This window comes from Marisediminicola sp. LYQ85 (genome assembly GCF_046600695.1).
GTDB lineage: Bacteria > Actinomycetota > Actinomycetes > Actinomycetales > Microbacteriaceae > Marisediminicola.
The window spans coordinates 387,875-413,424 of sequence record NZ_JBKIWO010000002.1 but is presented as its reverse complement, the minus strand read 5'-3'; the positions used below and the strand labels follow the sequence as shown (position 1 = coordinate 413,424).

The window sequence follows — 25,550 nt, the reverse complement described above, 5'->3', positions numbered from 1 at the left end:
CTGGAATGTTCTCGGCGTCCGGCGTCCGGCGTCCGGCGTCCGGCGTCCGATTGCTTCACGCGCCCTCAGCGGTGCAAGACGGGTAGCGTTTCTTGGGTGCAGGTGACCCGGCTCCGCGTCTATCCGATCAAGTCGTTTGCCGGCGGCGACGTCAGCTCGTCGCGCGTGCAGCGGTGGGGGCTCGAGGATGATCGCCGCTGGGCCGTCGTCGATCTGGACGGCAAACCCATCACAGCGCGCGAGGCCAACGGCCTGCTCGGATTCACGGCCGAGATTCTGGCCGATGGCGGACTCCTGTTGGGCGACAAGCGCTTCAGCCCCCTGCGGGTGGATCGTCCGATAGATGCGGGACCTGTCCCCGTTGGCCACTCGCGCCAAGGCACCGCGCTGCCGGCCGGCGACGAGTCTGCCGCGTGGCTCACTGCCCGCCTTGGACGCCAAGCTCAGCTCGTCTGGCAGCCCAACCCTGCCGCACGCACCGTCAATCCGAAGCACGGCGGACTGCCAGGAGATCAGGTCTCGCTCGCCGACGTCGGACCTCTTCTGCTCACAAGCGAGGCCTCCCTCGCGCAGCTTGACCGATGGACCGATGACGACACTTTGCCCCTCGACATGGTGCGGTTCCGACCGAACGTTGTGATCGACGGCGACGAGCCGTTCGCTGAGGACGACTGGTCCTCCGTTCGCCTCGGCGACACGAAGTTCCGCGTTGCCGGCAGGTGCGACCGATGCGTCATGACGACGATTGATCCCGCATCGCTAGCGCGCGGCAAAGAGCCGATCCGAACGCTCGCGAGATATCGCAAGAACGACGGCAAAACGTATTTCGGCGTCTGGCTTGTGCCCGTGCTCAATGCCGAGCCCGCGGTCATCGCGGTCGGCGACAACGTCGCGGTCTGAGTCGCGGCTCGACACATTCATCGCCCCCGCCAGGCGCCGCCCTCAGCGGCGCGGGGAGCAGTCGGAATCGAGCAGTTTTGGCTGAGCATCAGGCGCTTGACGGCCTCGACAGCCATTCAGCCTCTGACCGTCGGCGGACGCGTCATCCACACCTCGCGCAGGCCGTCCTCTACCTTCGTTTTTCCGCCGACGAAGCCGTGTCGGCGGTAGAACGCCTGCGCCCGCGGGTTGGGATCTGCCACCCAGAGTCCCGTGCAGGCGTGCGGGTCGAGAACTGCTTCGAGAAGGGAGGCGCCGGCGCCGCGGCCGTGAACTGTCGCGAGCGTGTAGATGAGGTAAAGCTGATCCGTCGTTTCCCCACCCGGATCGAGGGCGGGGCCAGCCATGGCGACTCCGACGAGCGAGCCGTCGAGCTCGGCGACTGCGATCCGGTTCTGTGCATAGAGCGGATTGGTGAGTGCTTCGCTCCAAAAGCGTTCTCGGTGTCTGACGAGGTCCGGATCATCGAGCACGCCATCGCTCATCAAGCCGCGGTACGTCTCTCTCCACGACTCCACATGGACGCGAGCGATGGTAGCAACGTCCTTGCGGGTGGGTCTCCGGACAAGCAGCTCCGATTCCATGGAAAGAGGGTAGGGCGTCGGGTAACCGAAAGCGCATGTCCCGTGCGCGGAGGACACGCACCCACCTGCCTCACCGCCGGACTAGCCTCAGACTCGTGCACGTTGAACAACCTCTTGGCGGCGGAAACGCAGGCGGCCCGGTCATGCGGGCGGGGTCCACAGTGAGAAAGGCCTGGACTCCATCAACCCCTCGCGTGCTCGAGTTCATGGCGGCGGTCCGAGACGCTGGCGTCGATGTTCCGGCAGCTTTTGGCCGCGACGAACAGGGAAGACAAGCCACCGAGTTCATCCCAGGCGACCTTGCACTCAACATCGGACCGCTCGGCCGTCCGGAGCTCAAGCGGGTCGGGTCGATTGTTCGAGCGATCCACGAAGCAAGTGAACGGTTCCGACCATCCGCCGAGGGCGCGTGGATCACGGCCATCCAAGCCCCGGGCAGCGACCTCATCTGCCACAACGACCTCGCCCCGTGGAACTTGATCGTCGGCGAACGCTGGGTGTTCATCGACTGGGACGCGGCCGCACCGAGCACCCGCCTCTGGGACCTGGCCTACGCCGCTCAAGCTTTCACTCTGTCGGACGTTCTCCGTCCTCCCTCGAAGGCGGCAGGCGATTTAGCCGCCTTCGTCGATGGTTACCGTGCAGACACCCGACTCCGCCACGAGCTGCCGAAGGCGATGCATCGCCGGGCCGCCGCGATGCGGGATCTCCTCAGTCGATCGCATGACACCGGTGTCGAGCCTTGGGCGTCAATGTTTGCCGACGGTCACGGTTCCCACTGGCGAGCAGTAACGCAGTACGTGGGATCTCACGAGCAGGTGTGGCTGCGGGCGCTTTTGCCCGTCCGATAGACAACCGGCTTGCGGGCCCAGGACGGGGCCACCGTGTGGCGCAGGCGGGGCAAACCGTCTACTCGCCATATAAGCCGCAACCTGCGCTGGCTGCCTCGTATTGACGGGGATATGGGAAACCGGAGTTGCTCGGATTCGTGGCTGCTCGGCTTTGCGGTCGCTGCTGGGACGTTGACCATCGTTGCGGTTGTCTTCAGCCTCTCGAGCGGAGCGAACGCCTGGTTCGCTGCTTCGGGGTCCGCCCTTCTGTGCGCGGCGACGGCGATAGTCACGAGTCTGCGTAGTTCCAGCAAGAACAGACGCGAGGAAAGAGGCGCGAGAAGCCGAGTTGCCCCGGGAAAGTGACAGCGGCCAAGACCTTCCTCAATAGGCTCAGAGCCCACGACACGTCGGAGGGACAGGCCGTGCGCCAGTCGACCGGCTATCGGACAAGGTTCGATGGCGAACGTGGCACGATCGAGGGGTGAAGGAAAAGCAGCTGTTGGACGAGTTTGCCTGGCAAGAACGAACTGTCCGGTGGGAGCGCTTTGGGTCAGGGCCGGCGCTCGTATTCCTGCATGGGACGCCCTGGTCGTCGCTTCTCTGGCGTCCGATCGCTAGGGCTCTGGCGCGGCGTTTCACTGTCTACCTCTGGGATATGCCGGGGTACGGTTCGTCATCCAAGGAGCCGTCCCACAGCGTTGACCTCGGCGTTCAAAGCGAAGTGTTCGCAGCGCTTCTCGATCATTGGAACCTGACTCGTCCGCACGTCGTCGCACACGACTTCGGCGGCGCAGTCGCGCTCCGAGCGCGTCTTCTCCACGGCGCTGAGTTCGCGTCGTTGTGCCTCGTCGACGTGGTGGCGCTTACTCCCTGGGGATCACCTTTCTTCAACCTCGTGAAGGAGCATGCGGCTGTCTTCGAGCAGCTTCCGTCAGCTGTGCATAAAGGCGCGGTCGAGGCGTATATCAATGGCGCAAGTCACAAGGGGCTGCGTGTCGACGACCTGGAGATGCTCGTTAAGCCCTGGTTAGGCGAGGAAAATCAGACGGCGTTCTACCGGCAGATTGCGCAAGCGGATGAGCGCTTCACGACTGAGATCGAAGGCGAGCTTGGCCGGATCACGGAGCCGGTGCACATCATCTGGGGTGTCGAGGACACTTGGATACCCGCCGACCGGGCCCGTCGACTCAACGACGCCATCCCGCATGCCTCGGTCACGCTGATTCCGGAGGCAGGGCACCTCATTCAGCTCGACGCGCCAGCCGCGCTATCTGCCGAGCTCGCTGACTGGATGGCCGAGAGACACACCGGCACGGTCGAAGCGCGTCGGGCGTAAATGCCGCGTCCGATGCGGCGTGGTGCCTACGACTGCCCGGTTGCCGATCGAATCAAGCGACGGGAATGCCCTCTCGCCGAGATTGAGGGGGCTCTTGGGGCGGGTGACTGTCCACAGTTAAGGTTGAAGAGTGTCAACTCCCGGTGTGGCCGACTACGCGGACTTCTTAGCTGTTTCCTGGCGGGAGCGAGTCGACCTGGCGCCGTCGAGTACGTGGTGGAACTGGCAAGGGCATCAGGTTCACGTGCTCCGACGAAAGAATGCGGATGCATCCGTGCGGGTGCTACTCGTCCATGGAGCTGGCGGTCACAGCGCGGCTCTCTGGCCGATTGCCTCCCTTTTGCCTAAGGATCAAGCCGAGCTGATTGCCGTGGATATGCCGCTGTACGGAGAGACAGTATCCACGGACCCGTCCGCGGTGCGATACCAGGACTGGGTTGCATTACTTTGCGCGTTCGTTGACTCCGAAGACGATGGCCGTCCCTTGGTGTTATTAGGGGCCAGCATCGGCGGGATGCTCGCCTATGAAGTTGCTGCACGCGCCGGCGCTGCTGCAGTGGTGGCGACGAGTTTGCTCGACCCCCGCGATCGGCATGCTCGGGCGGTCATCACTCGCTTCGGCGCGCTTGGCATACTGGGAGGGGCTCTCGCAGGCCTTCTCCCGGGCAGGCTCGCCGGAAGACAAATTCCGATATCCTGGGTCGCTGCCTTATCGAAGATGAGTCGGGATCCCGGTCTGTCACGACTGTGCACTGCGGACTCCCGTGGGGGAGGAGCTCGGGTCCCGCTCGGATTCCTCACCTCGTTCATGACCTACCGCCACACTCCACCGGAAGAGATGCAGATCCCGGTGACGCTGGCCCATCCGGCGAAGGATGATTGGACGCCGGTGGGGATCAGCCTGCGATGGCTCAGTCGAATCGCCGCTCCAGCGGATTTAGTGATGCTGCGCGAGTCCGGGCACTTTCCTATCGAGGACCCGGGGCTGGCTGATCTTGTCGGTGCTGTCGAACGGGTGGTGCAACGCGTCAATGACGGACAAACCGCCAAGCCAGGCTGACGAGGCCGGAGGAGAGGACTTTTCCACTAAGGGATCGGCCGACGGACGCCGCAACGCTCGCATCTCGAAGAGCACCGCGCATCGATCCAATGTTCCTCATCGACTGCGCAGGCGGATGAAGACGTCCGTGCCAAACTTGCGCGCATGAAGCGTGCCTTGGTGGTTGCAGCCATCGCTTTCGCCGCGGCGACCCTCGCGGTGTCTGTAAGTGCTCTCTACGGAAATGTCACCCGCGAGAGTCTTCTCGCGGTTGATGCCTCGGAAACACCCGGTAAGTCGGAAGTCATGCTGGCAATCGGATACGTCGGACTCAGCCTTGCCGCACTCAGCGGCGCCGGCATCCTCGTTCTTGGGCCTGTCGTTCTCTTCCGCTCCGCACGTCACGCATAGTCCGTCGTCTCAGAGAGACAACGTCGGGCACGCCATCGGCTTCGGCTACCAGGCATGTTCGCGTCGCGTCGCATCGCGGGCACCTTCGATCGCAAAGCGCCTCAGTCTGTCTCCACCTCGGCTGGGGGCTGGAACGGCAACCTGGCGATGTGTCCGAAATAGGCAAGGAACACCAGGGGGACTGGCGCAAGCAATGCGAACGACCACCCGGCTAGTAGGCCCTCAGCAATCAGTCCAATACCGATGGCGGCGTTGACCGCAGACACACCCAGGAGGAAAAGCACGGAGAGGACGAGACCCGTTCGGTGGGCGAGGAAGATCGAGTACTGCAGCTCGGCGGTCCGCGCCGACCTTCTGACCAGGAGTAGGGCAATAACCACGCTTGAAAGCAAGACGACGGCACTGAAGGATGCGGAGATGAGCTCTGCTACTGCCACTCCGCCAGATTAGCTCCGGACGCGACTTGCAGCGCGGTTGAGAAGGTGCCCCCTCCCCGATTCATCACCCATTGACCGAGATGCACCGACGAGGGATCGGCATCCGAAGAGGTATACGCGCTAGAGCGATTGTGGCTACCGCTCGCCCCATTTGAGCTGGCGGTAGCGCTTGGATAACCGGCTTGCGCGTGTGCCGGCCACGACCATAACAACGATGACAATAACGAGTACTACCACCCATGCAATCCAGGCAGCAGCCTCACCGCCACTTTCCAGAACATTAGCGAGGAAAGCTCCTTGCACGAAGAAACTGAGAACCATCGCCGCTACATCCAAGCGCATCCGCCGGACCAGTCGACTCTTTTCTTCGCCCACGGCACCCATTATCAAGCGACGAAGTGGCCGAGCGCCCCATAAAGGGCGCCATACAGCGCTTGAGACCGAACTTCAGAGGGACTCCGGCTAATAACGTGGCCGTGATTCCAGCGCCACTGGCGCCACCGGTCGCGCCATACATTATGCCGAAGAACGCTCCCACTAGCGGGTCGGCCACCGTGCAGTGGCGGGCAGCATCCGAGACGCCGGCCCCGTCGTTACTGCGGTGCCCGTTTACCCCGCCCGGTGAAACTGCCCGAAAGGGTGCCCTATCTGCAACGAGCTTCGCCCTGCGCCGACGCTTGGCACGAAGGTGTCGGAAACCTCCAACGTTTCTCGACCAGCCGAAACTGATCGGTAGTGAGCAACTCGGCCGGCGTCGTTTGGGCGCGCGGAATACCCATGTTCGGAAGTGCTCGAAACTCATGGCCGAAATCAAAACCGCCGGAAGCCTCACTTCGGCGTTTCTGACCACAGGTCGCTGGATGGCGTCAGTTCAGTCAACTGGGCCAACCGAGCCAGTGGCGGGAGCTGCGGTGGCCGCTGCACGCTCCGGTTCAGCCAGAAGGGTTGCCCCTGTATTGACCGACCGGTGCCAACTAACTTGAGACAAGTGCCATCTAATTTGAGAACTGACAAGAGAGCGAGTGACGGGAATCGAACCCGCGCTATCAGCTTGGGAAGCTGAAGTTCTGCCACTGAACTACACTCGCGCGTCCGCCGCCCGAGGCCGCGGAACTGGAGTCCACTCTACCGGCTGTGTGCGCTCGCCGGCCCGGGACGGGCGGCGAGCGGCCGTGCTCGGTGGCGGGGCTCGCGACATCCGCGCGTCTGATTTGCGTCCGCAGCGCAGACTTGGTGCGCGGATGCCGAAACCGGCGGCGGATGTCGCGGCGGCGCCCTCCGCGCCAAGCCCAACGCCACGCCGCGCGACGCCGCGCGACGCCGCGCGGCCTGCGGCGCCACTGACGTCACCGCGCGCCGATACCATTGCGCCATGCTGCTCTCCGACCGCGACATCAAAGCCGAGATCGACGCGAAGCGGGTGGCCCTCGAGCCCTACGCTCCCGAGATGGTGCAGCCCTCGAGCATCGACGTGCGGCTCGACCGCTACTTCCGGCTCTTCGATAACCACAAATACCCGTTCATCGACCCGGCCGAAGACCAGCCCGACCTCACGCGCCTCGTCGAGGCGAAGGGTGACGAGCCGTTCATCCTCCACCCCGGCGAGTTCGTGCTCGGATCCACCTTCGAAAAGGTGACACTGCCGGATGATCTCGCCGCCCGACTCGAGGGAAAATCCTCGCTCGGGCGACTGGGCCTCCTCACGCATTCCACGGCCGGTTTCGTCGACCCCGGGTTCACCGGGCACGTGACGCTCGAGCTCAGCAACGTGGCGACACTGCCGATCAAGCTGTGGCCGGGCATGAAGATCGGGCAGCTCTGCTTCATCCGTCTGTCGTCGCCCGCCGAGCACCCGTACGGGTCGGCGGCCTACAGCTCCCGCTACCAGGGGCAGCGCGGGCCCACGGCGTCGCGGTCGTTTCAGAACTTCCACCGCACCGAGACCTCGCACCGCGACGAGAGCCGCCTCGACTGACGTGAGCCTGCGGCGCGACTAGCTCGCACCCCGAAGACGTCAGGCCGTCTTCACGAGCGCCGCCGCGATAGCCCGCGCCGTGTCGGTCGGATGCTGCGGCTCGCGCAAGCGCATCGCGAGGTAGCCCGAGATCACGAGCACGAGCTGGTCGGCGATCGACTTCGGTGCGGTGAGGCCCGCGGCCGCGGCGAGCTCGCTGAGACGGGAGCGCATCGTGTCGGTGTCGCGAGCCACCGCGGCGCGGATCTCCTCCGGTGGGTCGGCGTACTCGGCCGACGACCCGAGAAAAGCGCACCACCGTGACCCCTCCGGGCGCACGCGGAACTCGTCGAGGGCGTCGAAGATGGCGAGCAGCCTGCCCCGCGGCGTCGTGCGGCGGGCGATGGCGGCATCCCACGCATCCATCCACGCGCGATGCCTGCGCTCGAGGGCGGCCGCCACGAGCGCCTCCTTGCTGGGGTAGCCGCGATAGAGGGTCGCCGCCGAAACACCCGCGCGAGCGAGCACCGCGTCGATCGGTGTCGCCGCGATTCCGGCGGTGAAGAACAGCTCGTCGGCGGCGTCGAGCAACTTCGTCTCGGTCGACGCGCGAATAGCCATGCCAGCACCCTAGACTCTCTCAATATGAAACGACCGTTTTTGTTTATAGTGTCGCGGGCGACCGGTGTCGTCATCGCGGGCACCGCGCTCATCGCCGTGACCTACGGCCTCGTGCGCCTCGCCTACGGATTGTTTCTGCCCGACATCCAGGCCGATCTCGGCGTCGACGCCGCCGTCGCCGGCTTCATCTCGTCCGCCGCCTCGGTCGGATACTGCGGGGGAGCGATCGTCGGGTTCTTCATCGCCGCGCGGCACCCCCGACTGCTCGTCGCGGCGGCAGGGGCGAGCGCCGTGCTCGGCGCCGCAGGCATGGCCGGCTCGAACGGCGTCGGAACGTTCGCCGCCTCCGCCGTGGCCGGATCCCTCGGTGCCGGCCTCGCGTCCCCGGGCCTCGTGAGGCTCGTCGGGCGCAACGTGGCCGCGGCAGCGAACGACCGCAGCCAGGCGATCGTCAACTCGGGCACCGGCCCGGGGCTCGCGGCCGCAGGCATCCTCGCCCTCGTGCTGCTGCCCGACTGGAGGCTCGCGTGGGCCGTGGTCGCGGTGATCGGGGTGCTCGCGACCGCCGCGGTTCTCGTGCTCGACCACGCGGGAAAGGCCGAGACCACCATCGGCGCCGACGCCGCCGCACCGGATGCCCGCACCCTCCCCGATCTGCCCTCACGCTCGTGGTTCGCGCACCACGCGCGCGTCATCGTGGCGGCCCTGCTCCTCGGCGCGGGCTCGGCCGCGGGTTGGAACTTCGGGCGCACCCTCATCGTCGAAGCGGGGGCGTCAGACGAGACCTCGGCGGTGGCATGGATCGCGATCGGTGCCGGCGGTGCGGCCGTCATCGGCACGGCACGGTGGCTCGCCTCTCGCGGGCCGCGCGCCGCCTGGACGATCACGACGCTCACGGTCGGCGCCTCGACGGCGATGCTCGCGGTCGTTCCGGGCGCACTCATCCCGAGCCTCGTCGCCTTCGCCGCGTTCGGCTGGGCCTACGTCGCCGCGACCGGGGCGCTCATCGCCTGGACCACCGAGATCGACCCCGAGCGCGCCCCGAGCGGCACGGCACTGCTCTTCGTCGTGCTCGTGTTCGGGCAAGCGCTGGGTGCTGCGGTGCTCGGCGTCGTCGCCGCGGGTGCCGGACTCGTGCCCGCATTCATCGTGGGCGCCGTCGTGACTCTCGCAGCAACGGTTGCGCCGATGCGGTGGCGCCGTGCAGCTACGCCGGCCAGCGCTCCAACTGCCACCCGAGCCACGGGCTGAACGCGAACGGCGCAGCGGCCACAGAGGAACGCAGCTCGTCGGGGGTCAGCCACGCGAACTCGGCGACCTCCTCGGGGTTGGGGGCGACAGCATCCGTCGTCACCGCCGTGAACACCGGGCAGATCTCGTTCTCGACGATTCCGGATGCATCCACCGCACGGTAGCGAAAATCGGGTATCACGGGCGTGACATCGGTCACGGTGATGCCCAGTTCCACGAGTGCGCGCCGCGCGAGGGCGTCGGAGGGTGTCTCGCCGGGGGCGGGGTGCCCGCAGAACGAGTTGGTCCACACGCCGGGCCACGTGCGCTTGCCGAGCGCGCGGCGCGTCACGAGCACGCGCCCGTCGGCGTCGTAGACGTGGCACGAGAACGCGGCGTGCAGGGGGGTGTCGTGCGTGTGCACCGTGGCTTTGTCTGCCCGGCCGATGGGGGCACCGTCGTCGGTGACGAGCACCACGTACTCCGTCGTTGTGCTCATGCTCGTCAGATAGCCTTACCGGGTGAATGCACAGCGGCTGCACGACCTCTCGGTGGAGAGGCAGGCTCAGGTCGACGCCGTGCTGGATCGGTTCTTCAGCCTAGCCAAGAACCGCGCGGCGAGCTTCGGCGCCGAATACGTCAAGCTCTGGCAGACCCTCGAATCGAACACCATCGGGGGCAAGCGTTTTCGTCCGCGCATGGTCATGGCCGCCTACCAGGGCCTCGGCGGAACCGACGACCAGGCCGCCGCCTACGTGGGCGCGGCTTTCGAGCTGCTGCACACCGCGCTCATCGTGCACGACGACGTCATCGACCGGGATTTCAGTCGCCGTGGCATCCCCAACGTCTCCGGAAGCTACCGCGACATCGCCACCACGGCGGGCATCCCCGTGCCGACGGCCGAACACCGCGGGCTCTCCGCCGCGGTCATCGCGGGCGACCTCGCGCTCTTCAACTCCTACCGACTCATCGACCGCAGCGGTGTCGACGACGGCACTCGCGAACGCATCCTCGAGATCATGGATGACGCGCTCTTCGCATCGGCGGCAGGCGAGCTCATCGACGTCGACTTCTCCATCTCCGCATCGATGCCCGCGGTCGACGACGTGCTCTCGATGGAGCGACTCAAGACCGCCGTCTACTCGTTCGAGGGGCCGCTGCAGGCCGGGGCCGTGCTCGCGGATGCCCCGGAATCCGTCGTCATCGCGCTCGGCCGGTTCGGGCGCGAAGTGGGCATCGCCTACCAGATCGTCGACGACCTCCTCGGGGTGTTCGGCCTCGAAACCGAGACGGGCAAGACCACGATCGGCGACCTGCGGGAGGGCAAGCGCACCGTGCTCATCGCGCACGCGACGTCGACCGCGCAGTGGGGCTTCATCAAAGACTTCGTCGGCAAACCCGACCTCACCCTCGACGAAGCCGCGGCCGTGCGCGCGGCGCTCGAGGAGGGCGGCAGCCGCCGGTTCACCCAGCAGCTCGCGCGCGACCACGCCGAGCGCGCGCTCGAGAGCCTCGAGAACCCGGAGATCCCCGATCAGCTCACCGCCGAGCTCACCGCGGTCGCCGCCGACGTGCTCAGTCGAGTGAAGTGATGGCAGGGCAACGCTCCGCGGCCGACCGCCGCGCTTCACGACCCCGCCCGCGACCGCGCCGCGAGAGCCTCTACGACCGCGTCGCCGAAGAGACCGCGGGCGTCGTCATCCGGCGCTACTCCACGTCGTTCGGGCTCGCCTCCCGACTGCTCGGGCCCGACGTGAGGCAGCACGTCGAGAACATCTACGCCCTCGTGAGGGTCGCCGACGAGATCGTCGACGGCAGCGCGTCGGGCGCGGGGGCAGACCAGATGACGGTCGCGCGCATCCTCAACGACCTCGAGCGCGACACCGACGACGCCATGCAGCAGGGCTACAGCGCCAACCTCGTGGTGCACGCATTCGCCCTCACCGCGCGGGAGACGGGCTTCGGCACCGAACTCACCGCGCCGTTCTTCGCCTCGATGCGCGCCGACCTCAGCGCGACCGAGCACGACACCGCGAGCTTCGACGACTACGTCTACGGGTCGGCCGAAGTCGTGGGACTCATGTGCCTGCGCGCGTTCCTGCAGCACGAAACCGTGAGCGCAGCGGATGACGCGACCCTCGTGCACGGGGCCAGGCGACTCGGTGCGGCGTTCCAGAAGGTCAACTTTCTGCGCGACCTCGCCGCCGACTACGAGCAGCTCGGCCGCAGCTACTTTCCCGACATCGACGTGCCCAACCTCACCGAGGCGGAGAAGAACCGGCTGCTCGACGACATCGACGCCGACCTTGCCGAGTCGGCGGCGGTCATCCCCATGCTCCCTCGCAGTTCGCGCCGGGCTGTTGCTCTGGCGCAAGCGCTATTCTCCGAGCTGTCGGTGCGCCTCCGGGCGACCCCGGCGCAGCAGCTCATCCGGTCGCGCGTTCGTGTGCCCAACCCGGTGAAGCTGCGGATCGCCGCAGCCGCAGCATCCGGTCGACTACCGAGAAAGGGCACCCCATGAGCCGCATCGTCATCATCGGTGGAGGAATCAGCGGGCTCGCGTCGGCGGCGCTCCTCGCTCGCGAAGGCCACAGCGTGACCGTGCTCGAGGGGCGCGACCAGGTCGGCGGCCGTGCGGGCTCGTGGGAGCACGAGGGTTTCCGCTTCGACCTCGGCCCGAGCTGGTACCTCATGCCCGAGGTCTTCGACCACTTCTACAAACTGCTGGGCACGAGTGCCGAAGAGCAGCTCACACTGGTGACCCTCGACCCCGGCTACCGGGTGCTGTTCGAGAATGCCGAGTCGATCGACATCGCCGCCGACCCCGACGAGAACCTCGAGATCTTCGAGCGCATCGAACCCGGTTCGCGCAAGAAGATCGTCAAATACCTCGCGTCGGCCGCCGACACCTACGAGATGGCGAAGCGCCGCTTCCTCTACACGAGCTTCGAGAGCCTCCTCCCTCTCATGCGCGGGGATGTTCTCTCCCGACTGCCGCGCCTCGCGCGCCTGCTGCTCCAGCCGCTCTCCACTCTCGCCGCGAGAACCGTCAAAAACGACCGCCTGCGCCAGATTCTGGGGTTCCCCGCCGTGTTCCTCGGCTCCTCGCCGTTCATCACGCCGAGCATGTACCACCTCATGAGCCACCTCGATCTCGACGACGGCGTGCTCTACCCGATGGGCGGGCTCATCCGCCTCATCGACAGCGTCGAGAACCTCGCCCGAGCCGAAGGTGTCGAAATCGTCACCCAGGCGCGGGTCACGCGCATTGTCACTCGCGACGGTGCCGGCCGGAAGCCGGTCGCCTCGGGAGTCGAATACACGGATGCCGCGGGCATCCCCCACGCGCACGACGCCGACATCGTCGTCTCGGCGGCCGATCTGCACCACACCGAGACCACGCTGCTGCCGCGCGAACTGCAGACCTACCCGCAGGAGTACTGGAACAAGCGCACGCCCGGCCCCGGCGCCCTGCTGCTCTACCTGGGTGTGGAGGGCGAGCTTCCGCAGCTCGAGCACCACAACCTCATGTTCACCGAAGACTGGAAGAAGGGTTTCGACGCGATCTTCGGCCCGACCCCGTCGATCCCCAACCCCGCGTCGCTCTACGTGTGCAAGCCGAGCGGCATCGACCCGTCGGTCGCCCCCGAAGGCCACGAGAACCTCTTCGTGCTCGTGCCGATCCCGTCGGACCCTCTGCTCGGCAAGGGGGAGATCGACGGTGACGGCGACCCCCGCATCGAGGCGGCCGCCGACCTCGTGATCGAGCAGATCGCCTCATGGGCGAACATCCCCGACCTCGCCGACCGCATCGTCGTGCGCCGCACCATGGGCCCCGGCGACTTCGCGAGCGACCTCAACTCGTGGAGCGGCACCCTGCTCGGGCCCGCGCACATCCTCTCTCAGAGCGCGCTCTTCCGTGCGGGCAACGTGAGCAAGAAGGTCGACGGCCTCTATTACGTCGGTGGCTCGACCATCCCCGGCATCGGGTTGCCGATGTGCATCATCAGTGCCGAGGTGCTGCTCAAGCGACTGCGCGGCGACACCTCGACCGAGCCGCTGCCCGAACCCCTCGTGAGCTCGCTCGCGCCCGTCGGCCTGCCGGCGGCGGAGCAGCCCGCGGTCGTGGCGGGTGCGGCGGCTTCGGGTGCTGGAGCTTCTGGTGGGGCGGCTCCGGGTGCGGGCGTTTCAGGTGGTGGCGGAGCTGGTGGAGCGGCTGGTGCTGCCGCGTCGGGTGTGCCCGAGTCGCGCTAGTGGGCATCCTCTACCTTGTCGCGCTCGCCATCTCGATCACCGGGATGGTCGTGCTCGACCGACGCTTCACCCTGTTCTTCTGGCGAGCACCCCGCCGGGCGGCGATCGTGCTCGTGGCGGGGGTCGTCTACTTCCTCGTCTGGGACCTCGTCGGAATCGGAGCCGGAGTGTTCTTTCGCGGCGAGACCGACTTCATGACGGGGCTCCAGATCGCCCCGGAGCTCCCCGTCGAGGAGGTCTTCTTTCTCGTGCTGCTGTGCTACCTCACGATGAACCTCGTGGCGGCGGCGCAGCGGGTCGTCGTCGCCCGCTCGCCGAAGAAGGATGCCCGGCTGGCGAGCTCCTCGCACGGACCCTCGGGGTCGCGATCGTGACCTACTGGCTCATCAACGTTCCCTTTCTCGTCTTCGCCGCCGTGGTGGCGGTCATCGCTGTCGCGCTCGTCGCGCGTCGACGTCGGGAGGGTTTCCGCGCGGTCGCGGTGGCTCTCACGCTCGGTATCGTGCTCATCATGACCGCGATCTTCGACAACATCATGATCGGGGTCGGCCTCGTCGGCTACGACACCGACCGCATCTCGGGTCAGTTCATCGGCATCGCCCCGCTCGAAGATTTCGCCTACGCGGTCGCCGCGGTCGTCATGCTGCCCGCGCTGTGGGTCATCCTGTCGCCGCGCGTGGATGCGGGTTCGGGGTCGCGAACATGAGCGTGCTCGCATCCCTCTTCGTGTCGTCGCGGCCGCTGAGCTGGATCAACACGGCGTTCCCGTTCGCCGCCGCCTACTTCGTCACGACACGCGAGGTCGACCTCGTGCTCGTGCTCGGAACCCTCTACTTTCTGATCCCCTACAACCTCGCCATGTACGGCATCAACGACGTGTTCGACTACGAGTCCGACCTCCGCAACCCGCGCAAGGGTGGCGTCGAAGGCGCGTTGCTCGACCCGCGTGTGCACCGCGTCACGCTCATCGCGGCGGTCGCGACGAATGTGCCGTTCCTCGTCTACCTCTTCGCCGTCGGCTCGCCCCTCTCCGCCGTCGTGCTCGTGGTGAGCGTCTTCGCGGTCGTCGCCTACTCGGCCGAAGGGCTGCGGTTCAAAGAGAAACCGTTTCTCGACTCGATCACGTCAAGCATCCATTTCGTGTCTCCTGCCGTGTTCGGGCTCGCGATCGCTGATGCCATCGTGACGCCGGGGCTCGTCGCCATCCTCGTCTCGTTCTTCCTGTGGGGTGTCGCCTCTCACGCGTTCGGTGCAGTGCAAGACATCGTGGCCGACCGGGAGGGAGGGATCTCCTCGATCGCGACCGTCATCGGCGGCCGCGCCACGGTGCGCCTCGCCTTCGTCGCCTACGCTCTCGCGGGTGTTCTGCTGCTGTTCCTCGGGCTGCCGAGCGCGATCGCATCAGTTCTCGCCATCCCGTATGCGGCGAGCGTGCTGCCGTTCTGGTCGATCAGCGACGCTGAAGCCGAAAGCGCCAACCGCGGCTGGAAGCGCTTCCTCTGGTTCAACTTCGCGAGCGGCTTCGTCGTCACGATGCTGCTCATCGTCTACGTGCTCACGAACTCCTAGCGAGCGCGCCGAGCCGAGATCTCGCGCCCACGCGCCCCGTCGCGACATCCGAGCGCCGCGCGGTCGCAAACTGCTGTTCTGCACCGCCGAGAACGACGATTTGCGTCCGCGATCGGTCCCGGGGCGTCGCGGTGTGGAGAACGCGCGTGGGCAGGCGTTCGCGCCGGGCGCAGACATCCCGTTGGGGCGGATCGCGGTCGCATGTGGCGAATGGGCGGCTCAGTGACGACCGATTGCGTCCGCGATCTGTGGCCGAGCGGATGCAAGGCCGAGCGGGTGTCGCCGCATCCCACGCCCGCGCACCCCGCGCCTACCCAGCGGACACCCCGCGCCCACCCACCGGGCGCCGCGCCCCCGCACACGCACACGCACACGCACCACCGCGCCTACTGCGCGTGCGTGGCCGCCCACTGCAGGGCGTTGTCGGCCTGGTCTTTCGTGATCTTGGTGACGCCGCCGCAGTTCGTGCACACGTTGACATACGACGTCGACACCGGAAACAGTGGGATGAAGAAGAGCGTGAAGCGGTTCGTGTTCTTGATCACGCGCTGGGCGACCGCTTTGGAGCAGTAGCCGCACACGAAGTGCACGATCGTCAGAACGGTGTCGCGTGCGTTCGTGCCGAAGAGGAGAAACATCTGCTGATCGTATGCGCCGCGACCATCCGTCGCCGCCCGGTTGACAGGGTCAGCCGCGCCACCCGAGGTTGGCGGCCATGCGCTCGAGGGAACGCACGGTCGTCGCATAGTCGTCGTCGCCGACGCCCTCGGTGACGGAGGCGCGGATGCCCGCGACGACGTCGGCGATCCGCTCGAACGCGGCGCGCCCGGTCGGGGTCAGCACGAGGCCGCTCGGCGAGTCGGCGACCCACTCGCTCTCGATGAGCTCGTCGACCTCGCTCGACACGGTGAGGCCGTCGGCATCTACGGGTTCCACGGGAGCGGCCTCGTCGAGACCGTCAGCGACCGGCGGGCGGATGTCTGCGGCTCGCGTGCGGGCCGGAAGAAACGGCTCGATCGCCACGAACAGCTCGTCGCGGGTGGTGGTTCCGACACTCAGCACGTTGAGCACCTGCCACTGTCGGCGCGTGACCCCGTGTTCGTCGATGGTGGAGTCGAAGCGCTCGTCGATCATGCGGTCGACGAGCTTGAGCCAGTATCCGATCGGTCGTTGATCGGCGATGAAGTCAGCCATGGCTCCACGATACGCCGGGGTCGCGGGCGAGCGGCAGGGGCGAGCGGCAGGGCGGCCCCGACAACTCGCGCAGGCCCGGCGACCCCGCCGGCCCCCGAAGCCCCGCTACTCGATGACCGACGGTCGCGCCTTCACCGGGAGCATGAGCAGTAGTCCGGCGAGAAGCACGAGCACGATGCCGATGATGCCGTAACGGGTGTCTTCGGTGAGCACCACGAAGAGGGTGAAGAGCCCGGGGGCGAGAAAGCTCACGGCGCGGCCGGTGGTCGCGTAGAGCCCGAAGATCTCGCCTTCGCGCCCGGGCGGGGTGATCCGCGCGAGAAAGCTGCGGCTCGCCGCCTGCACCGGTCCGACGAAGAGGCACAGGATGAGCCCGGCGATCCAGAAGCCCGTCTTGCCGTCGCCGATGAAGATCACCGACCCGCCCGCGAGAACGAGTCCGAGGAGCCCGCCGAGGATCACGCGCTTGGCGCCGATGCGGTCGTCGAGCCATCCGCCGATGAAGGTTCCGATGCCGGCCGAGACGTTCGCGGCGACGGCGAAGTAGATGACCTCCGACGGGCTGAACCCGAACACTTGCGCCGCGATGATGGCGCCGAAGGTGAAGACCGCGGCGAGGCCGTCGCGGAAGACCGCGCTCGCGAGCAGGAAGAGCAGCACTTGCGGGCTCTTCTTGGCGAGGGCCGCGACGGTGCGGAACAGCTGGCGGTAACTGCCGAAGAAGCTCACGCGGTTCTCGCGCGCTCGGGCCGGAATCTCGGGAACCTTGAGCAGCACCGGGATGGCGAAGATCGCGAACCACAGGGCGGAGACCACGATGGCGAAGCGGATGTCGAGCGAGCCGCCCTCCGCGCCGAATGGCACGTTGAGCACGCCGTTGCCCGTGTCGCTGCCGAAGTTCTGGATGAACAGCACGAGAAGGATGACGAGCAACACGATGCCGCCGACATACCCCATGCCCCAGCCGAAGCCGGAGACGCGTCCGACCGTTTTCGGCGTCGACACCTGCACGAGCATGGCGTTGTAGTTGACGCCGGCGAACTCGAAGAAGATGTTTCCGACCGCGAGGAGGGCGGCGCCCAGGTAGATGTAGCTCGGCACGGGCGCGACGAAGAACATCGCGAGCATCGCGGCGATCACGAGACCAGTGTTGACTCCGAGCCACAGCTTGCGACGGCCAGAGCCGTCGGACCGTTGACCGAGGATGGGTGCGAGTAGGGCCACGAGCACGCCCGCGATCGTGAGGGCTCCCGACACCACACTCGCGCTCGCCGCTTCGGCCGCGCCTTCGCCGCGTTCGGCGACGATTTCGGGGTCGAAGAAGAGGCTGCTCGCGAGGTAGGTGCTGAAGACGAACGTCGTGACGACGGCGTTGAACGATGCCGAGCCCCAGTCCCAGAGCGCCCAGGCGCGCACGCGCGATTTGGGGATGGGCGCGTCATCCGCGAGTCCCTGCGCGATCTGACCGTGCCCGACGGTGCCGATCGCCCTCGTGTTCGCGACGCGGGGAACCGCGGGGGTGTCGGGTCGGTCGGCGTCGTTGGCGGGGGTCGTGTCCGGCATGGTCACAGGCTAGTGTCCGGCGGTGAACGCGCGGGGTCGGGGCAGGAGGGGTCGCGGCCTAGGCTGGGGCCCACCACGATCAGGAGGAAATGTCATGACTGCTGCCTACGGACCCGACCAGTCCCACACCGCCGCACCCACCGCACCCGCCGCTGATGTCGGCGGCGCCGCGCCGGCCGACGGCAGTGCGCCGCGCAACGGGCTCGGCGTCGTGTCGATGGTGCTCGGCGTCGTGGCCCTCGTTCTCCTGTTGATCCTCGCCGTCGTGCAGGTGTTCGCCATCAGTGGCAGTGGCACGGCCGCTTTCGAGATCATCGGGCTCCTGCAGAGTGTCGTGTCGTTGCTCCTCGGGATCGCCGGGCTCATCACGGGACTCATCGCGCTGCAACGGCGGGGTCTGGCGCGGGGCGCCGCAGGCGTCGGGGTCGGCATCGCCGTCGCGATTCTCGCGAGCGCCATCAACGGGGTGCTCTTCTCGGTGCTCTACCCGTTCGTCGTCGGCTAGGTCCGACGGCGAACACGGGGCACGCGTGGGCAGCGGCCGCCGCCCCGGTCAGTCGGGCCGCGTCGGCGAACCGGTCCCGCTCAGGCGGCCGGGGCTGTCGTAGTTCGGCCGTTCTCGAGGGCGTCGCCCGTGGGTGACCCCATCGGCACGACGAATTGCACCGCACCGGCGCCCGACGTGATGTTGACGACCGACGCCGCGGGGTAGACCGGGTGCTCGGTCGTCGCCACCGTGGTCGCGCGCCCCGCGAAGATGGTCGTGCGCCCGTGGGAGAGGTCGTCGGCCCGCCCGCGCGCGATCCAGTCGCGACGATGCAGAACGGATGTCTCCCCGCCCGTGTCGCCCAGAACCACCGCGCCCTGCACGAACGCCGGGTGCAACCGGTGGGAGAGCGCCGCGAGCGGGCCGGCCGACGGGCGCACGAGAGTGGTGGAGTGCCCCGCCACGACCGTGGTGCCGGGATCGGATCGGAGGGCCTGCACGCAGTCGCTGCGCAGACCGTGATCGCGCTTGTCGCGCAGGATCTGCTCGATCGGACGTGCCCGCGACGTGGCGCTGAGCGGCGTGGTCGGCGTGGTCGGCTCGGCCGCCGCGGGCGCCGTGGGTGCTGTGGCCGAAGCGCTGTCTGACGTCGCGGGGACCGCGAGTCTGCGGAGGAGGGTCACGAGTCGCGTGATGGTGTCGCGCGCGGCCCCGTTGTAGGAGATCGCGACGGAGGGCCCCGACGTGAGGTGCACGACGAGTCGGCCGTCGAGCAGGTGCACGGTGTCTTGGAGCGCCAGAACCTCGCCGTGGGGCGCGGCCCGCACCCCGTAGACATCCTCGGCGCGCGTGAGAACGGTGAGGGTTTCGGCGGTCACGACGATGAGCTGGTCGTAGAGGTTCATGTCGGGGGTCGCGTCACGGCGGGCGATGTTGCGGGGCACTTTGAGCACCAGGAGCGTCTCGGTGAAGTCGATCGCGAAACTGCGGAACAGTCGCGGCGTGCCTTCGACCGTGGTGACGTCGTCGATCCACGGCCCGAAGGCGTCGAACTCGTCTGTGCGCATCCGTCATTCCTAGCGCACCGACCCTCGCAGGTACATGCGAATGCACATATTCGATCGGTGCGGAACTATCGCCTGCGATCGCCGAGCCGCCGCACTTGCCAGCGGTGCACGTCGGGTAGCCAATCGAGCGGAGCGGCGGGCCCGAGTCGGGGGTCATCGAACGGGCCCCCGTCGCGCAGGGTCGTCACGTAGGCACGGTCGAGTTCGATGCGGTGCCGGAGCTGCTCGGCCCCACCGACCGAGCCGTGGCCGGGAACGACGACATCCGCCTCGCCTGCCACCGCGTCGAAGATCGCGAGCGCGGCGAGGTAGTCGTCGATCGGGTGCGCGGCGTCGGCATCGAGAAACGGCATGAGGATGTCGGAGAGCATGTCGCCCGCCACGAGCACGCCGCGCCCCTCGACGAGCAGCGCCGCGTGCCCCGGGGCGTGCGCCTGGTGCTCGATGATGCGCACGTCGGGGCCGTTCCACGGAACCCGCGTCGCGCCGGCGGGCAGCGCCGTGAGAAGTCCGAGCAGCTCCATAGGGATGTCTGCGGCGTACTCCGGCGGCAAGCCCTCCGCCATGCGGTCGACCCAGTCCGCGGTCGAGAGCTGGTCGGCGATCGACGCGGCGCACCGGGCGGTGCCGTACCGCGGAGCATCGCCGAACCGGGAATGCCAGAGCACGTGGTCCCAGTCGGGGTGTGTGGAGAACCCGGCGACGACAGCCTGCCCGAGCTCGCGGATGTCGTCGCCGAGCGCTGCCATCTCGTCGCGGGTGATGCCGGGGTCGACGAGCAGCACACCGCTCGCCCCCTGCACCACGACGGCGTTGCTCTGGATGAACTCGCTCACGTGCACGAACACACCGTCGGCGACCTGGTCGAGCATCGAACGCCTCCCGCTCCGAGGGGGCCACCGTTCGTCTGTCGTCGCGCGAAGACGGTGGTCGTTTCGTGGCACCTATTGTGCTCCTCCGCGGCTCCGCTTCACCAGCGCGGCAGCCTCCCTGCCGGTACTCTGACCTCGTGAACGGCGACTCCCAGACCCCGGACCCGGTAGTTCCCACGGCGACGGTGAGCTACCACCGAGCGTCTCAGCTGAAGGGGTCGACGAGCATCCGCCTGCAACTCGAGCAGGAGCACCTCATCGAGAGTCGTGTCTCGGTGTTCTCTGCGCCCGTCTTCGTCGACGGCCAGAAGCTGCGGGTCAAGTGGGGGAACACCCTCCGATTCAGCGTCGAGGATGCGGGCGTGTCGCGCGCGTGCGTGCTCGTGACCGAGCAGGGCAAGGATGGCTGGCCGGCGACCGTGCCGCGCGTCGTCGCCCTACTCGTCGACGAGGAGCCCGTGCGCCTGAAGCACGAACCTCTCCGCGACGACACCACGCCGTTCGACGAGCAGGTCGTGGAGCGGGAGCCGGAGCCGGAGCCCGCGACTCCAGCGCCGATCGCGGGCGGTCGCACCGAGTTCGCCGAGTGGCTCGAATCCGAGCCATACGGGATCGCCCACCTCGCCGCCCGCCTCGAACCGCGAGCCGTGCTGACGGAGCGGGGACTGCCGCCGGGAATCGCCGGTCTCCACACAGAGACCTTTCCCGTCGACAGGCTCTCCCTGCTCGGCGGCCCGGCGGTCGGCATCACTGCCGCCGAGTGGCCCCGCAACGCCAACGGCACGCGCCTCGCGCACGTGGCCACCCTGAGCCTCACCGCCGTGAACGACGCCCTCGAGGCGGCTCAAGAGGGGCAGCCCGGGGGAAAGCCCGGCCTTCCCGCGACGGGAGTGCTGCAGATATTCCACGACCTCACCGAGACCTACGGATGGGAGCCCGCCGACTGTGACGCGCGAGGGTGGGTTGTGCGGTGGCTCGAGAACCCCGACTTCGCCCACCTCACCGACTCGCCCGACGACGTCGACCTCCCGACTGCCGCGTGTCAGGCCTATGCCGTGGTCGGGTGCCACTCCATCCCCAGCTCCATGGAGTTCGCAGACGAGAGCTTCGACGTGTTCGACGCCGTCGAGCGCGCGGGAGAGGAGATCAATCGGGCGTGGACGCGTCAGCGCACCGGCGACCCGGATGCCGCGGTGGTTCCGGTCACCCACCTGTTCGGGCACAGCCAATCCGGCGTCGACGGTGATGTCAGTGCAGTTCTGTCCGCGGCTCTGCCGCTCACGGCGGCCGGTGACGAGCACCGCCTGATCGTGGACATTGAGAGCTGGACGACTCTCGACGCGTGGTTCGGCGACGCTAAACCCCTCGAGGTCTGGATGAGGCAGTCCGACCTCGAGGCGCGAGCTTTCGACCAGGCGTGGTGCCTCATCCGGACCGACGCGTAGCGCCGTCGACGGACCCCGACCATGACGACCAACGGCTTTGAGATGCCGCACGCGGAGTCCGCACTCGGATTGTCGAGCAGAGTCTTCGTATTCGCGGTCGTGTTGGGAGCCTTCGCGGCAGTGGAGTTCTCTCTCGTGGACTTCTGGTCGGCGTGGCACACGCTGGTTCTCCTCGGGATCGGCATCGTGCTCGGTAGCGTCCTCCCGCACTATCTCGACAGGATCGACAGCACGCGTCGGCGGTCGGTGACGCGGCGGCAGGACGCCAGCATCGTCGTAGCGTCGGGGTGCTTCGCCTTCGCGGCCGCGGTTGTGGCGCGATACGCGGACGAGGCCGGGGTCGCCTTGGGCGGGGCATTCGCCCTTGCACTGGGGTCGTTCTGCATCGCGGCGTTGTGGCGACGCAGTGCCGCAATGGGAGCGCACTCGGCGTAAGCGGCCGCCCTTCGCGACGCGGCGGTGGATCCATAGCGCGGGTGCCGCGCGCGGGTGCCGCGCGCTGTCAGACTGACGGGATGAGGCTGAGCGAGCGAACCTTGAGCGATCCCGCGTGGATGTGGGCTGTTCAGACCGTCACCGCGGTGCTCTTGGTTGCCTCACAGGTCATCTCGGAGCGGGGATCGACCGTTCTTTTGGTCGTGGGCGTGATTCTGGCGTCCGCCGCCGCGACGATGCTCACGCTGACCATTCGGCGTCGGCGCCGGCGTCGGACGGCCGAGCGCGACAGTGAATTCCGGACGACGATCGGATGACTCCTCCGCGCACGCCGATTCGACGCAGCCCGAACAAAACCGTGATCATCGGACTGAGCATCATGCTCATCGTCTTGGGGCTTCTGGTTCTCGGATCCACGATCTTCGGATACTCGGCTGCGATTCCTTTGCTCGGGCAGATAGTTCTGACGCCGTTCTTCCTCACCGCGGTGCTCATGGCCGCCAGCCGCAAGATGAACCACGATCGCCGAGCGCGGGTGGAGACCCACGACGACGCACCGGGGCCGGGATAGCAGCGCCAGCCCCGAGGTCGAACTTTTGCTCAAATAACCTCCCACCGTGGGTGCCCGCTCGGGCATGATGTGAGCAGCATCACGGACGGGATCCCCGCAATGACCACGCACCATCACTCGACAGACGACTTCGCCGAGCTCGCCGAGCTGATGCGAGACGAGAGGGAGAGCGCCGAGCGCCGCGCCCCCGCCGAGGCGCGCGCTCGTCGCATCCGTCGTCGTCGCGGTCTCATCGCCGTGGTGACGGTGATGATGCTCGTGCTCGCGGCCGTCGGAGCATATGTCGTCTGGGCGCTGAACGCGCCGCTGAGTGCTCCGAGCGTCACCTCCCAGGTGCCGCAGGTCGAACCGCCCGCTGCGGCTGCGATCGCCGTGCCGCCGGAGGGGATCTCGGCCATCAGCATCGCGGGCGCCGACGACTACTTCACCGCCGACGTCAGCGGAGGCTGGGCGGCGGGCGCGGCAGACGAACGGCGCCCCATCGGCAGCATCACTAAGCTCATCACCGCCCTCGTGATTCTCGAGGCCCGCCCTCTCGCGAGCCCCGACGACCCCGGGCCCACCCTCACATTCAGCGAGTCCGACAACGACCTCTACGACAAGTACTACGTGCTGGGCGCGACCACCGCCGAGATGCCGACCGGCAGTTCGATGTCGCAGTACGACGCGCTCTCGACCATGCTCGTGCCGTCGGCGAGCAACTACGCCGAGGCAGTGTCGACCTGGGCGTTCGGTTCACAGGGCGCGTTCCTCTCGGCGACGCAGACGTGGCTCGCGGCGAACGGTCTCGGCGGCACCACCGTCGTCGAGCCGACGGGCATCAGCGCACAGAACACGAGCACCGTGACCGACCTCCTGGCGATCGGAAAGCTTGCCGCCGCGAACCCGGTGGTCGCCGCGATCGCCGCGACGCCGTCGATCGCGCTGCCCGGTCCGGGCTCCCTGTCGAACACGAACACGCTTCTGGGCGGGGAGATCACGGGCCTCAAGACCGGAAACCTGGGCGAGGGCACCCACAACCTGCTCTACACCGCGACCGTGGAGGTGGGGGCGGATGCTCCGCTGAGCGTGACCGGGGTCGTGCTGGGTGGGTTCTCACGCGACACCGTGGGGCAGGGTGTCCGCGCGCTGTTGGACAGCATCCGCGCCGGGTTCCACGAGGTCGTCGTCGCGAACAAGGGCCAGGACATCGGCACCTATACGACCCCGTGGGGGGCCACAGCGCAGATGGTGATCGCCGAGAACGCGTCGATCTTCACGTGGTCAGACACGCCCATCGAGGCGTCGATGACGCCCTCAGCGACGGTGACCTACGACGACGGCGAACAGGTCGGAACGATCGACTGGGTCGCCGGGCCGCACACGACGTCGGCCGCGATCGAGATCGAGGGCGAGATCGAGCCGCCCAGCGCGTGGTGGCGGCTCACGCATCCGTCGGAGCTGGGGTAGCTGCGAGCATCCGCTTGACACGTCACGGCGGCGAGTTGCTAGCCTGGAGTCAGTTGCACTCTCGCACCGCGCGAGCGACCCTGACCCCGTCTCCACTTTGCAACGAAGGGACGGGTTGATCATGGGCACCTTCACGTATGACACGTCAGTGCGAGTCGATTTCGACGATCGCGTTCTCATCCACCTGCAGCTGGTGATCTCGGCCAAGCTGCGACGCGACGAGTCGTTCATCTTCACGTGGACCAAACCGGCCGAGGCCGGCGGTGGGCGCACGAGTGTGTGGATCGACCGCAGAGTGCCGGTCGCGTTCGACTACCTCACGAGCACGATGGCGCCGATCAGTCGACGTTGGATCGACGAACTCACCGCCACGACCTTCAACGCGCTCGGGCTCCAGATCGTGCCCGACCCCGGTGATGTGCCGGCGATGGCGGATGCCCCGGCTCGCGAGATGGCGAAGTGACGGCGGGCGACATCGCGGTCGCCGCCGCTCACCCTCAGCTCACAGGCCTCTTGTGGGGCACGGGTGCGGATTGAAGCTCTGACGGGTCGAGCCGTTTCGAGATGATCGCCGCCGCCACCGAGCGCAAGCTCAGGTTGTGGCTGCGCGCGTATCGGCGAAGGGCGTTGAACGCCTCATCCATGTCGTAGCCCCGGATCTCGTAGAGCACGCCCTTGGCTTGCTCGATGACCACGCGACTGTCGAGGGCGTGCTGCAGCTGTGTCGCGACGATGTTTCCCTCGCGGATCACACGCTCCTGCACGATGCCGATCGTCGCGACGTCTGCGAGTGCGCGCGCGGCGGTGACATCGCGTTCGTTGAGCGCGCCGACCTGGGTGCTGAAGAGGTTCATCGCGCCGAGGGTCCGGCCGCGCAGGCGGAGCGGCGTCGCGTACATCGAACGGTAGCCCTGCCCGGCGGCCACCCGCGAGAACTGCGGCCACCGATCGTGGGTGAGGTCGATGTCGGGAACGCTCACGGCGACCCCGGTGTGGAAGCACTCCACGCAGGGGCCGGCGCCGGCGTTGAGCTGCATGATCTCCACGAGCTCGGCCGACTCGCTCGTGGAGGCGACCAAATGCAGGTCGCCCTGTTTGTCGGCGAGCATGAGGCCCCCCGCGTTGGTGTCGAAGAGGTCGGCGCATTCCTCGACGAGCACGTGCAGCATGTTGACGACGTCATAATCCTCCACAAGGGTGTCGGCGAGGCGGACGAAGGTCTGGTTGAGGCGTTGTTCTCGAGACGGGTCAGTCACGGGG

Annotated in this window: 31 protein-coding genes and 1 tRNA gene; 20 read left to right on the top strand and 12 right to left on the bottom strand. The window is 67.4% G+C overall.

The window, feature by feature from the left end:
• Window positions 1–102: 102 nt before the first annotated feature.
• Window positions 103–900 (top strand): MOSC domain-containing protein, encoded by a 798-nt coding sequence (locus ACLHG5_RS10285; protein ID WP_411318700.1) that lies wholly within the window; start codon window positions 103–105, stop codon window positions 898–900.
• A 116-nt stretch (window positions 901–1,016) separates the two neighbouring features.
• On the opposite strand, the gene ACLHG5_RS10280 is transcribed toward ACLHG5_RS10285, so the two are convergent.
• Window positions 1,017–1,523 carry a GNAT family N-acetyltransferase gene (locus ACLHG5_RS10280; protein WP_411318698.1) on the bottom strand — a complete coding sequence of 169 codons (507 nt, stop codon included), beginning with the start codon at window positions 1,521–1,523 and terminating at the stop codon, window positions 1,017–1,019.
• Between the two features lie 194 nt (window positions 1,524–1,717).
• Between ACLHG5_RS10280 and ACLHG5_RS10275 the strand changes: the two genes are divergently transcribed.
• From ACLHG5_RS10275 to ACLHG5_RS10260, 4 genes are all read left to right on the top strand, one after another.
• Complete coding sequence (locus ACLHG5_RS10275; protein ID WP_411318696.1) at window positions 1,718–2,374, top strand: phosphotransferase; 657 nt, start codon at window positions 1,718–1,720, stop codon at window positions 2,372–2,374.
• 463 nt (window positions 2,375–2,837) lie between these two features.
• Entirely contained in the window at window positions 2,838–3,692 is an 855-nt protein-coding gene (locus tag ACLHG5_RS10270) for an alpha/beta fold hydrolase (RefSeq protein WP_411318695.1), read from the top strand.
• A 145-nt stretch (window positions 3,693–3,837) separates the two neighbouring features.
• Window positions 3,838–4,752: an alpha/beta fold hydrolase gene (locus ACLHG5_RS10265; RefSeq protein WP_411318694.1), complete on the top strand. Its 915-nt coding sequence runs from the start codon at window positions 3,838–3,840 to the stop codon at window positions 4,750–4,752.
• A 144-nt stretch (window positions 4,753–4,896) separates the two neighbouring features.
• Window positions 4,897–5,142 carry a hypothetical protein gene (locus ACLHG5_RS10260; RefSeq protein WP_411318692.1) on the top strand — a complete coding sequence of 82 codons (246 nt, stop codon included), beginning with the start codon at window positions 4,897–4,899 and terminating at the stop codon, window positions 5,140–5,142.
• Window positions 5,143–5,243: 101 nt separating this feature from the next.
• Here the strand turns inward: ACLHG5_RS10260 and ACLHG5_RS10255 are convergent, their stop codons facing one another.
• The 3 genes from ACLHG5_RS10255 to ACLHG5_RS10245 form a co-directional block, all read right to left on the bottom strand.
• A complete protein-coding gene (locus tag ACLHG5_RS10255; protein WP_411318691.1) occupies window positions 5,244–5,579 on the bottom strand; it encodes a hypothetical protein in 336 nt (111 codons plus the stop codon).
• A 135-nt stretch (window positions 5,580–5,714) separates the two neighbouring features.
• Window positions 5,715–5,954: a hypothetical protein gene (locus ACLHG5_RS10250; RefSeq protein WP_411318690.1), complete on the bottom strand. Its 240-nt coding sequence runs from the start codon at window positions 5,952–5,954 to the stop codon at window positions 5,715–5,717.
• Window positions 5,955–6,596: 642 nt separating this feature from the next.
• Window positions 6,597–6,667, bottom strand: a tRNA-Gly gene (locus tag ACLHG5_RS10245).
• Between the two features lie 284 nt (window positions 6,668–6,951).
• Here ACLHG5_RS10245 and dcd point away from each other — a divergent pair.
• Window positions 6,952–7,554, top strand: coding sequence for a dCTP deaminase (gene dcd, locus ACLHG5_RS10240; RefSeq protein ID WP_411316882.1), 603 nt, complete (start codon window positions 6,952–6,954; stop codon window positions 7,552–7,554).
• A 39-nt stretch (window positions 7,555–7,593) separates the two neighbouring features.
• On the opposite strand, the gene ACLHG5_RS10235 is transcribed toward dcd, so the two are convergent.
• Window positions 7,594–8,154, bottom strand: coding sequence for a TetR/AcrR family transcriptional regulator (locus tag ACLHG5_RS10235; RefSeq protein WP_411318689.1), 561 nt, complete (start codon window positions 8,152–8,154; stop codon window positions 7,594–7,596).
• A gap of 24 nt (window positions 8,155–8,178) precedes the next feature.
• On the opposite strand from ACLHG5_RS10235, the gene ACLHG5_RS10230 reads away from it, so the two are divergent.
• Window positions 8,179–9,405: an MFS transporter gene (locus ACLHG5_RS10230; protein ID WP_411318688.1), complete on the top strand. Its 1,227-nt coding sequence runs from the start codon at window positions 8,179–8,181 to the stop codon at window positions 9,403–9,405.
• Here the strand turns inward: ACLHG5_RS10230 and idi are convergent.
• On the bottom strand, window positions 9,362–9,883 hold the full coding sequence (idi, locus tag ACLHG5_RS10225) for an isopentenyl-diphosphate Delta-isomerase (RefSeq protein ID WP_411318687.1): 522 nt from the start codon (window positions 9,881–9,883) through the stop codon (window positions 9,362–9,364). The two genes, ACLHG5_RS10230 and idi, sit on opposite strands and share 44 nt — an antisense overlap.
• Before the next feature lie 22 nt (window positions 9,884–9,905).
• Here idi and ACLHG5_RS10220 point away from each other — a divergent pair, with 22 nt between their 5' ends.
• The 6 genes from ACLHG5_RS10220 to ACLHG5_RS10195 are packed head-to-tail and all read left to right on the top strand — an operon-like array spanning window position 9,906 to window position 15,207.
• Window positions 9,906–10,976 carry a polyprenyl synthetase family protein gene (locus ACLHG5_RS10220; RefSeq protein WP_411316887.1) on the top strand — a complete coding sequence of 357 codons (1,071 nt, stop codon included), beginning with the start codon at window positions 9,906–9,908 and terminating at the stop codon, window positions 10,974–10,976.
• Complete coding sequence (locus tag ACLHG5_RS10215; protein WP_411318686.1) at window positions 10,976–11,905, top strand: phytoene/squalene synthase family protein; 930 nt, start codon at window positions 10,976–10,978, stop codon at window positions 11,903–11,905. Before ACLHG5_RS10220 ends, ACLHG5_RS10215 begins: the two co-directional genes overlap by 1 nt.
• Complete coding sequence (crtI, locus tag ACLHG5_RS10210) at window positions 11,902–13,638, top strand: phytoene desaturase family protein (RefSeq protein ID WP_411318685.1); 1,737 nt, start codon at window positions 11,902–11,904, stop codon at window positions 13,636–13,638. The genes ACLHG5_RS10215 and crtI overlap by 4 nt, the downstream gene beginning before the upstream one ends.
• Window positions 13,638–14,012: a lycopene cyclase domain-containing protein gene (locus ACLHG5_RS10205; protein WP_411316890.1), complete on the top strand. Its 375-nt coding sequence runs from the start codon at window positions 13,638–13,640 to the stop codon at window positions 14,010–14,012. The genes crtI and ACLHG5_RS10205 overlap by 1 nt, the downstream gene beginning before the upstream one ends.
• Complete coding sequence (locus ACLHG5_RS10200) at window positions 14,009–14,344, top strand: lycopene cyclase domain-containing protein (protein WP_411316891.1); 336 nt, start codon at window positions 14,009–14,011, stop codon at window positions 14,342–14,344. Before ACLHG5_RS10205 ends, ACLHG5_RS10200 begins: the two co-directional genes overlap by 4 nt.
• Window positions 14,341–15,207 carry a prenyltransferase gene (locus tag ACLHG5_RS10195; protein WP_411318684.1) on the top strand — a complete coding sequence of 289 codons (867 nt, stop codon included), beginning with the start codon at window positions 14,341–14,343 and terminating at the stop codon, window positions 15,205–15,207. The genes ACLHG5_RS10200 and ACLHG5_RS10195 overlap by 4 nt, the downstream gene beginning before the upstream one ends.
• Before the next feature lie 386 nt (window positions 15,208–15,593).
• Here the strand turns inward: ACLHG5_RS10195 and ACLHG5_RS10190 are convergent, their stop codons facing one another.
• From ACLHG5_RS10190 to ACLHG5_RS10180, 3 genes are all read right to left on the bottom strand, one after another.
• Complete coding sequence (locus ACLHG5_RS10190) at window positions 15,594–15,845, bottom strand: zinc-ribbon domain-containing protein (RefSeq protein WP_411318683.1); 252 nt, start codon at window positions 15,843–15,845, stop codon at window positions 15,594–15,596.
• Between the two features lie 49 nt (window positions 15,846–15,894).
• Window positions 15,895–16,401, bottom strand: a complete 507-nt coding sequence (locus ACLHG5_RS10185) for a MarR family winged helix-turn-helix transcriptional regulator (protein WP_411318682.1) — start codon at window positions 16,399–16,401, stop codon at window positions 15,895–15,897.
• A gap of 105 nt (window positions 16,402–16,506) precedes the next feature.
• Complete coding sequence (locus ACLHG5_RS10180) at window positions 16,507–17,964, bottom strand: MFS transporter (RefSeq protein WP_411316895.1); 1,458 nt, start codon at window positions 17,962–17,964, stop codon at window positions 16,507–16,509.
• 94 nt (window positions 17,965–18,058) lie between these two features.
• Here ACLHG5_RS10180 and ACLHG5_RS10175 point away from each other — a divergent pair, with 94 nt between their 5' ends.
• On the top strand, window positions 18,059–18,469 hold the full coding sequence (locus tag ACLHG5_RS10175) for a hypothetical protein (RefSeq protein ID WP_411316896.1): 411 nt from the start codon (window positions 18,059–18,061) through the stop codon (window positions 18,467–18,469).
• An 80-nt stretch (window positions 18,470–18,549) separates the two neighbouring features.
• Here ACLHG5_RS10175 and ACLHG5_RS10170 read toward each other — a convergent pair whose 3' ends face one another.
• Window positions 18,550–19,518, bottom strand: a complete 969-nt coding sequence (locus ACLHG5_RS10170; RefSeq protein WP_411318681.1) for a hypothetical protein — start codon at window positions 19,516–19,518, stop codon at window positions 18,550–18,552.
• Between the two features lie 65 nt (window positions 19,519–19,583).
• Window positions 19,584–20,390, bottom strand: coding sequence for an MBL fold metallo-hydrolase (locus ACLHG5_RS10165; protein ID WP_411318680.1), 807 nt, complete (start codon window positions 20,388–20,390; stop codon window positions 19,584–19,586).
• A 137-nt stretch (window positions 20,391–20,527) separates the two neighbouring features.
• Here ACLHG5_RS10165 and ACLHG5_RS10160 point away from each other — a divergent pair, with 137 nt between their 5' ends.
• The 6 genes from ACLHG5_RS10160 to ACLHG5_RS10135 all read left to right on the top strand — a co-directional run bounded on the left by ACLHG5_RS10160 (window position 20,528) and on the right by ACLHG5_RS10135 (window position 24,753).
• Window positions 20,528–21,835, top strand: coding sequence for a DUF1963 domain-containing protein (locus ACLHG5_RS10160; RefSeq protein WP_411318679.1), 1,308 nt, complete (start codon window positions 20,528–20,530; stop codon window positions 21,833–21,835).
• A gap of 21 nt (window positions 21,836–21,856) precedes the next feature.
• Complete coding sequence (locus ACLHG5_RS10155; protein ID WP_411318678.1) at window positions 21,857–22,270, top strand: hypothetical protein; 414 nt, start codon at window positions 21,857–21,859, stop codon at window positions 22,268–22,270.
• Window positions 22,271–22,350: 80 nt separating this feature from the next.
• The gene (locus ACLHG5_RS10150) at window positions 22,351–22,587 is read left to right on the top strand and encodes a hypothetical protein (RefSeq protein WP_411318677.1); all 237 of its coding nucleotides are present in this window, start codon (window positions 22,351–22,353) and stop codon (window positions 22,585–22,587) included.
• Between the two features lie 41 nt (window positions 22,588–22,628).
• Window positions 22,629–22,841, top strand: coding sequence for a hypothetical protein (locus ACLHG5_RS10145; protein ID WP_411318676.1), 213 nt, complete (start codon window positions 22,629–22,631; stop codon window positions 22,839–22,841).
• A 99-nt stretch (window positions 22,842–22,940) separates the two neighbouring features.
• Window positions 22,941–24,290, top strand: coding sequence for a D-alanyl-D-alanine carboxypeptidase family protein (locus tag ACLHG5_RS10140; protein ID WP_411318675.1), 1,350 nt, complete (start codon window positions 22,941–22,943; stop codon window positions 24,288–24,290).
• A gap of 121 nt (window positions 24,291–24,411) precedes the next feature.
• Window positions 24,412–24,753 (top strand): ATP-dependent DNA ligase, encoded by a 342-nt coding sequence (locus ACLHG5_RS10135; protein WP_411316903.1) that lies wholly within the window; start codon window positions 24,412–24,414, stop codon window positions 24,751–24,753.
• Window positions 24,754–24,787: 34 nt separating this feature from the next.
• Here ACLHG5_RS10135 and ACLHG5_RS10130 read toward each other — a convergent pair whose 3' ends face one another.
• On the bottom strand, window positions 24,788–25,546 hold the full coding sequence (locus tag ACLHG5_RS10130; RefSeq protein WP_411316904.1) for an ANTAR domain-containing protein: 759 nt from the start codon (window positions 25,544–25,546) through the stop codon (window positions 24,788–24,790).
• Between the last annotated feature and the right edge of the window lie 4 nt (window positions 25,547–25,550).

What these genes read in the sequence shown, in the direction of transcription:
- idi (WP_411318687.1), bottom strand. Translation starts at nt 9,883, where the DNA reads ATGAGCACAACGACGGAGTACGTGGTGCTCGTCACCGACGACGGTGCC.
- ACLHG5_RS10185 (WP_411318682.1), bottom strand. Translation starts at nt 16,401, where the DNA reads ATGGCTGACTTCATCGCCGATCAACGACCGATCGGATACTGGCTCAAG.
- ACLHG5_RS10235 (WP_411318689.1), bottom strand. Translation starts at nt 8,154, where the DNA reads ATGGCTATTCGCGCGTCGACCGAGACGAAGTTGCTCGACGCCGCCGAC.
- ACLHG5_RS10155 (WP_411318678.1), top strand. Translation starts at nt 21,857, where the DNA reads ATGACGACCAACGGCTTTGAGATGCCGCACGCGGAGTCCGCACTCGGA.
- dcd (WP_411316882.1), top strand. Translation starts at nt 6,952, where the DNA reads ATGCTGCTCTCCGACCGCGACATCAAAGCCGAGATCGACGCGAAGCGG.
- ACLHG5_RS10280 (WP_411318698.1), bottom strand. Translation starts at nt 1,523, where the DNA reads ATGGAATCGGAGCTGCTTGTCCGGAGACCCACCCGCAAGGACGTTGCT.
- ACLHG5_RS10135 (WP_411316903.1), top strand. Translation starts at nt 24,412, where the DNA reads ATGGGCACCTTCACGTATGACACGTCAGTGCGAGTCGATTTCGACGAT.
- ACLHG5_RS10260 (WP_411318692.1), top strand. Translation starts at nt 4,897, where the DNA reads ATGAAGCGTGCCTTGGTGGTTGCAGCCATCGCTTTCGCCGCGGCGACC.
- ACLHG5_RS10180 (WP_411316895.1), bottom strand. Translation starts at nt 17,964, where the DNA reads ATGCCGGACACGACCCCCGCCAACGACGCCGACCGACCCGACACCCCC.
- ACLHG5_RS10215 (WP_411318686.1), top strand. Translation starts at nt 10,976, where the DNA reads ATGGCAGGGCAACGCTCCGCGGCCGACCGCCGCGCTTCACGACCCCGC.
- ACLHG5_RS10175 (WP_411316896.1), top strand. Translation starts at nt 18,059, where the DNA reads ATGACTGCTGCCTACGGACCCGACCAGTCCCACACCGCCGCACCCACC.
- ACLHG5_RS10230 (WP_411318688.1), top strand. Translation starts at nt 8,179, where the DNA reads ATGAAACGACCGTTTTTGTTTATAGTGTCGCGGGCGACCGGTGTCGTC.
- crtI (WP_411318685.1), top strand. Translation starts at nt 11,902, where the DNA reads ATGAGCCGCATCGTCATCATCGGTGGAGGAATCAGCGGGCTCGCGTCG.
- ACLHG5_RS10150 (WP_411318677.1), top strand. Translation starts at nt 22,351, where the DNA reads ATGAGGCTGAGCGAGCGAACCTTGAGCGATCCCGCGTGGATGTGGGCT.
- ACLHG5_RS10190 (WP_411318683.1), bottom strand. Translation starts at nt 15,845, where the DNA reads ATGTTTCTCCTCTTCGGCACGAACGCACGCGACACCGTTCTGACGATC.
- ACLHG5_RS10140 (WP_411318675.1), top strand. Translation starts at nt 22,941, where the DNA reads ATGACCACGCACCATCACTCGACAGACGACTTCGCCGAGCTCGCCGAG.
- ACLHG5_RS10165 (WP_411318680.1), bottom strand. Translation starts at nt 20,390, where the DNA reads ATGCTCGACCAGGTCGCCGACGGTGTGTTCGTGCACGTGAGCGAGTTC.
- ACLHG5_RS10195 (WP_411318684.1), top strand. Translation starts at nt 14,341, where the DNA reads ATGAGCGTGCTCGCATCCCTCTTCGTGTCGTCGCGGCCGCTGAGCTGG.
- ACLHG5_RS10170 (WP_411318681.1), bottom strand. Translation starts at nt 19,518, where the DNA reads ATGCGCACAGACGAGTTCGACGCCTTCGGGCCGTGGATCGACGACGTC.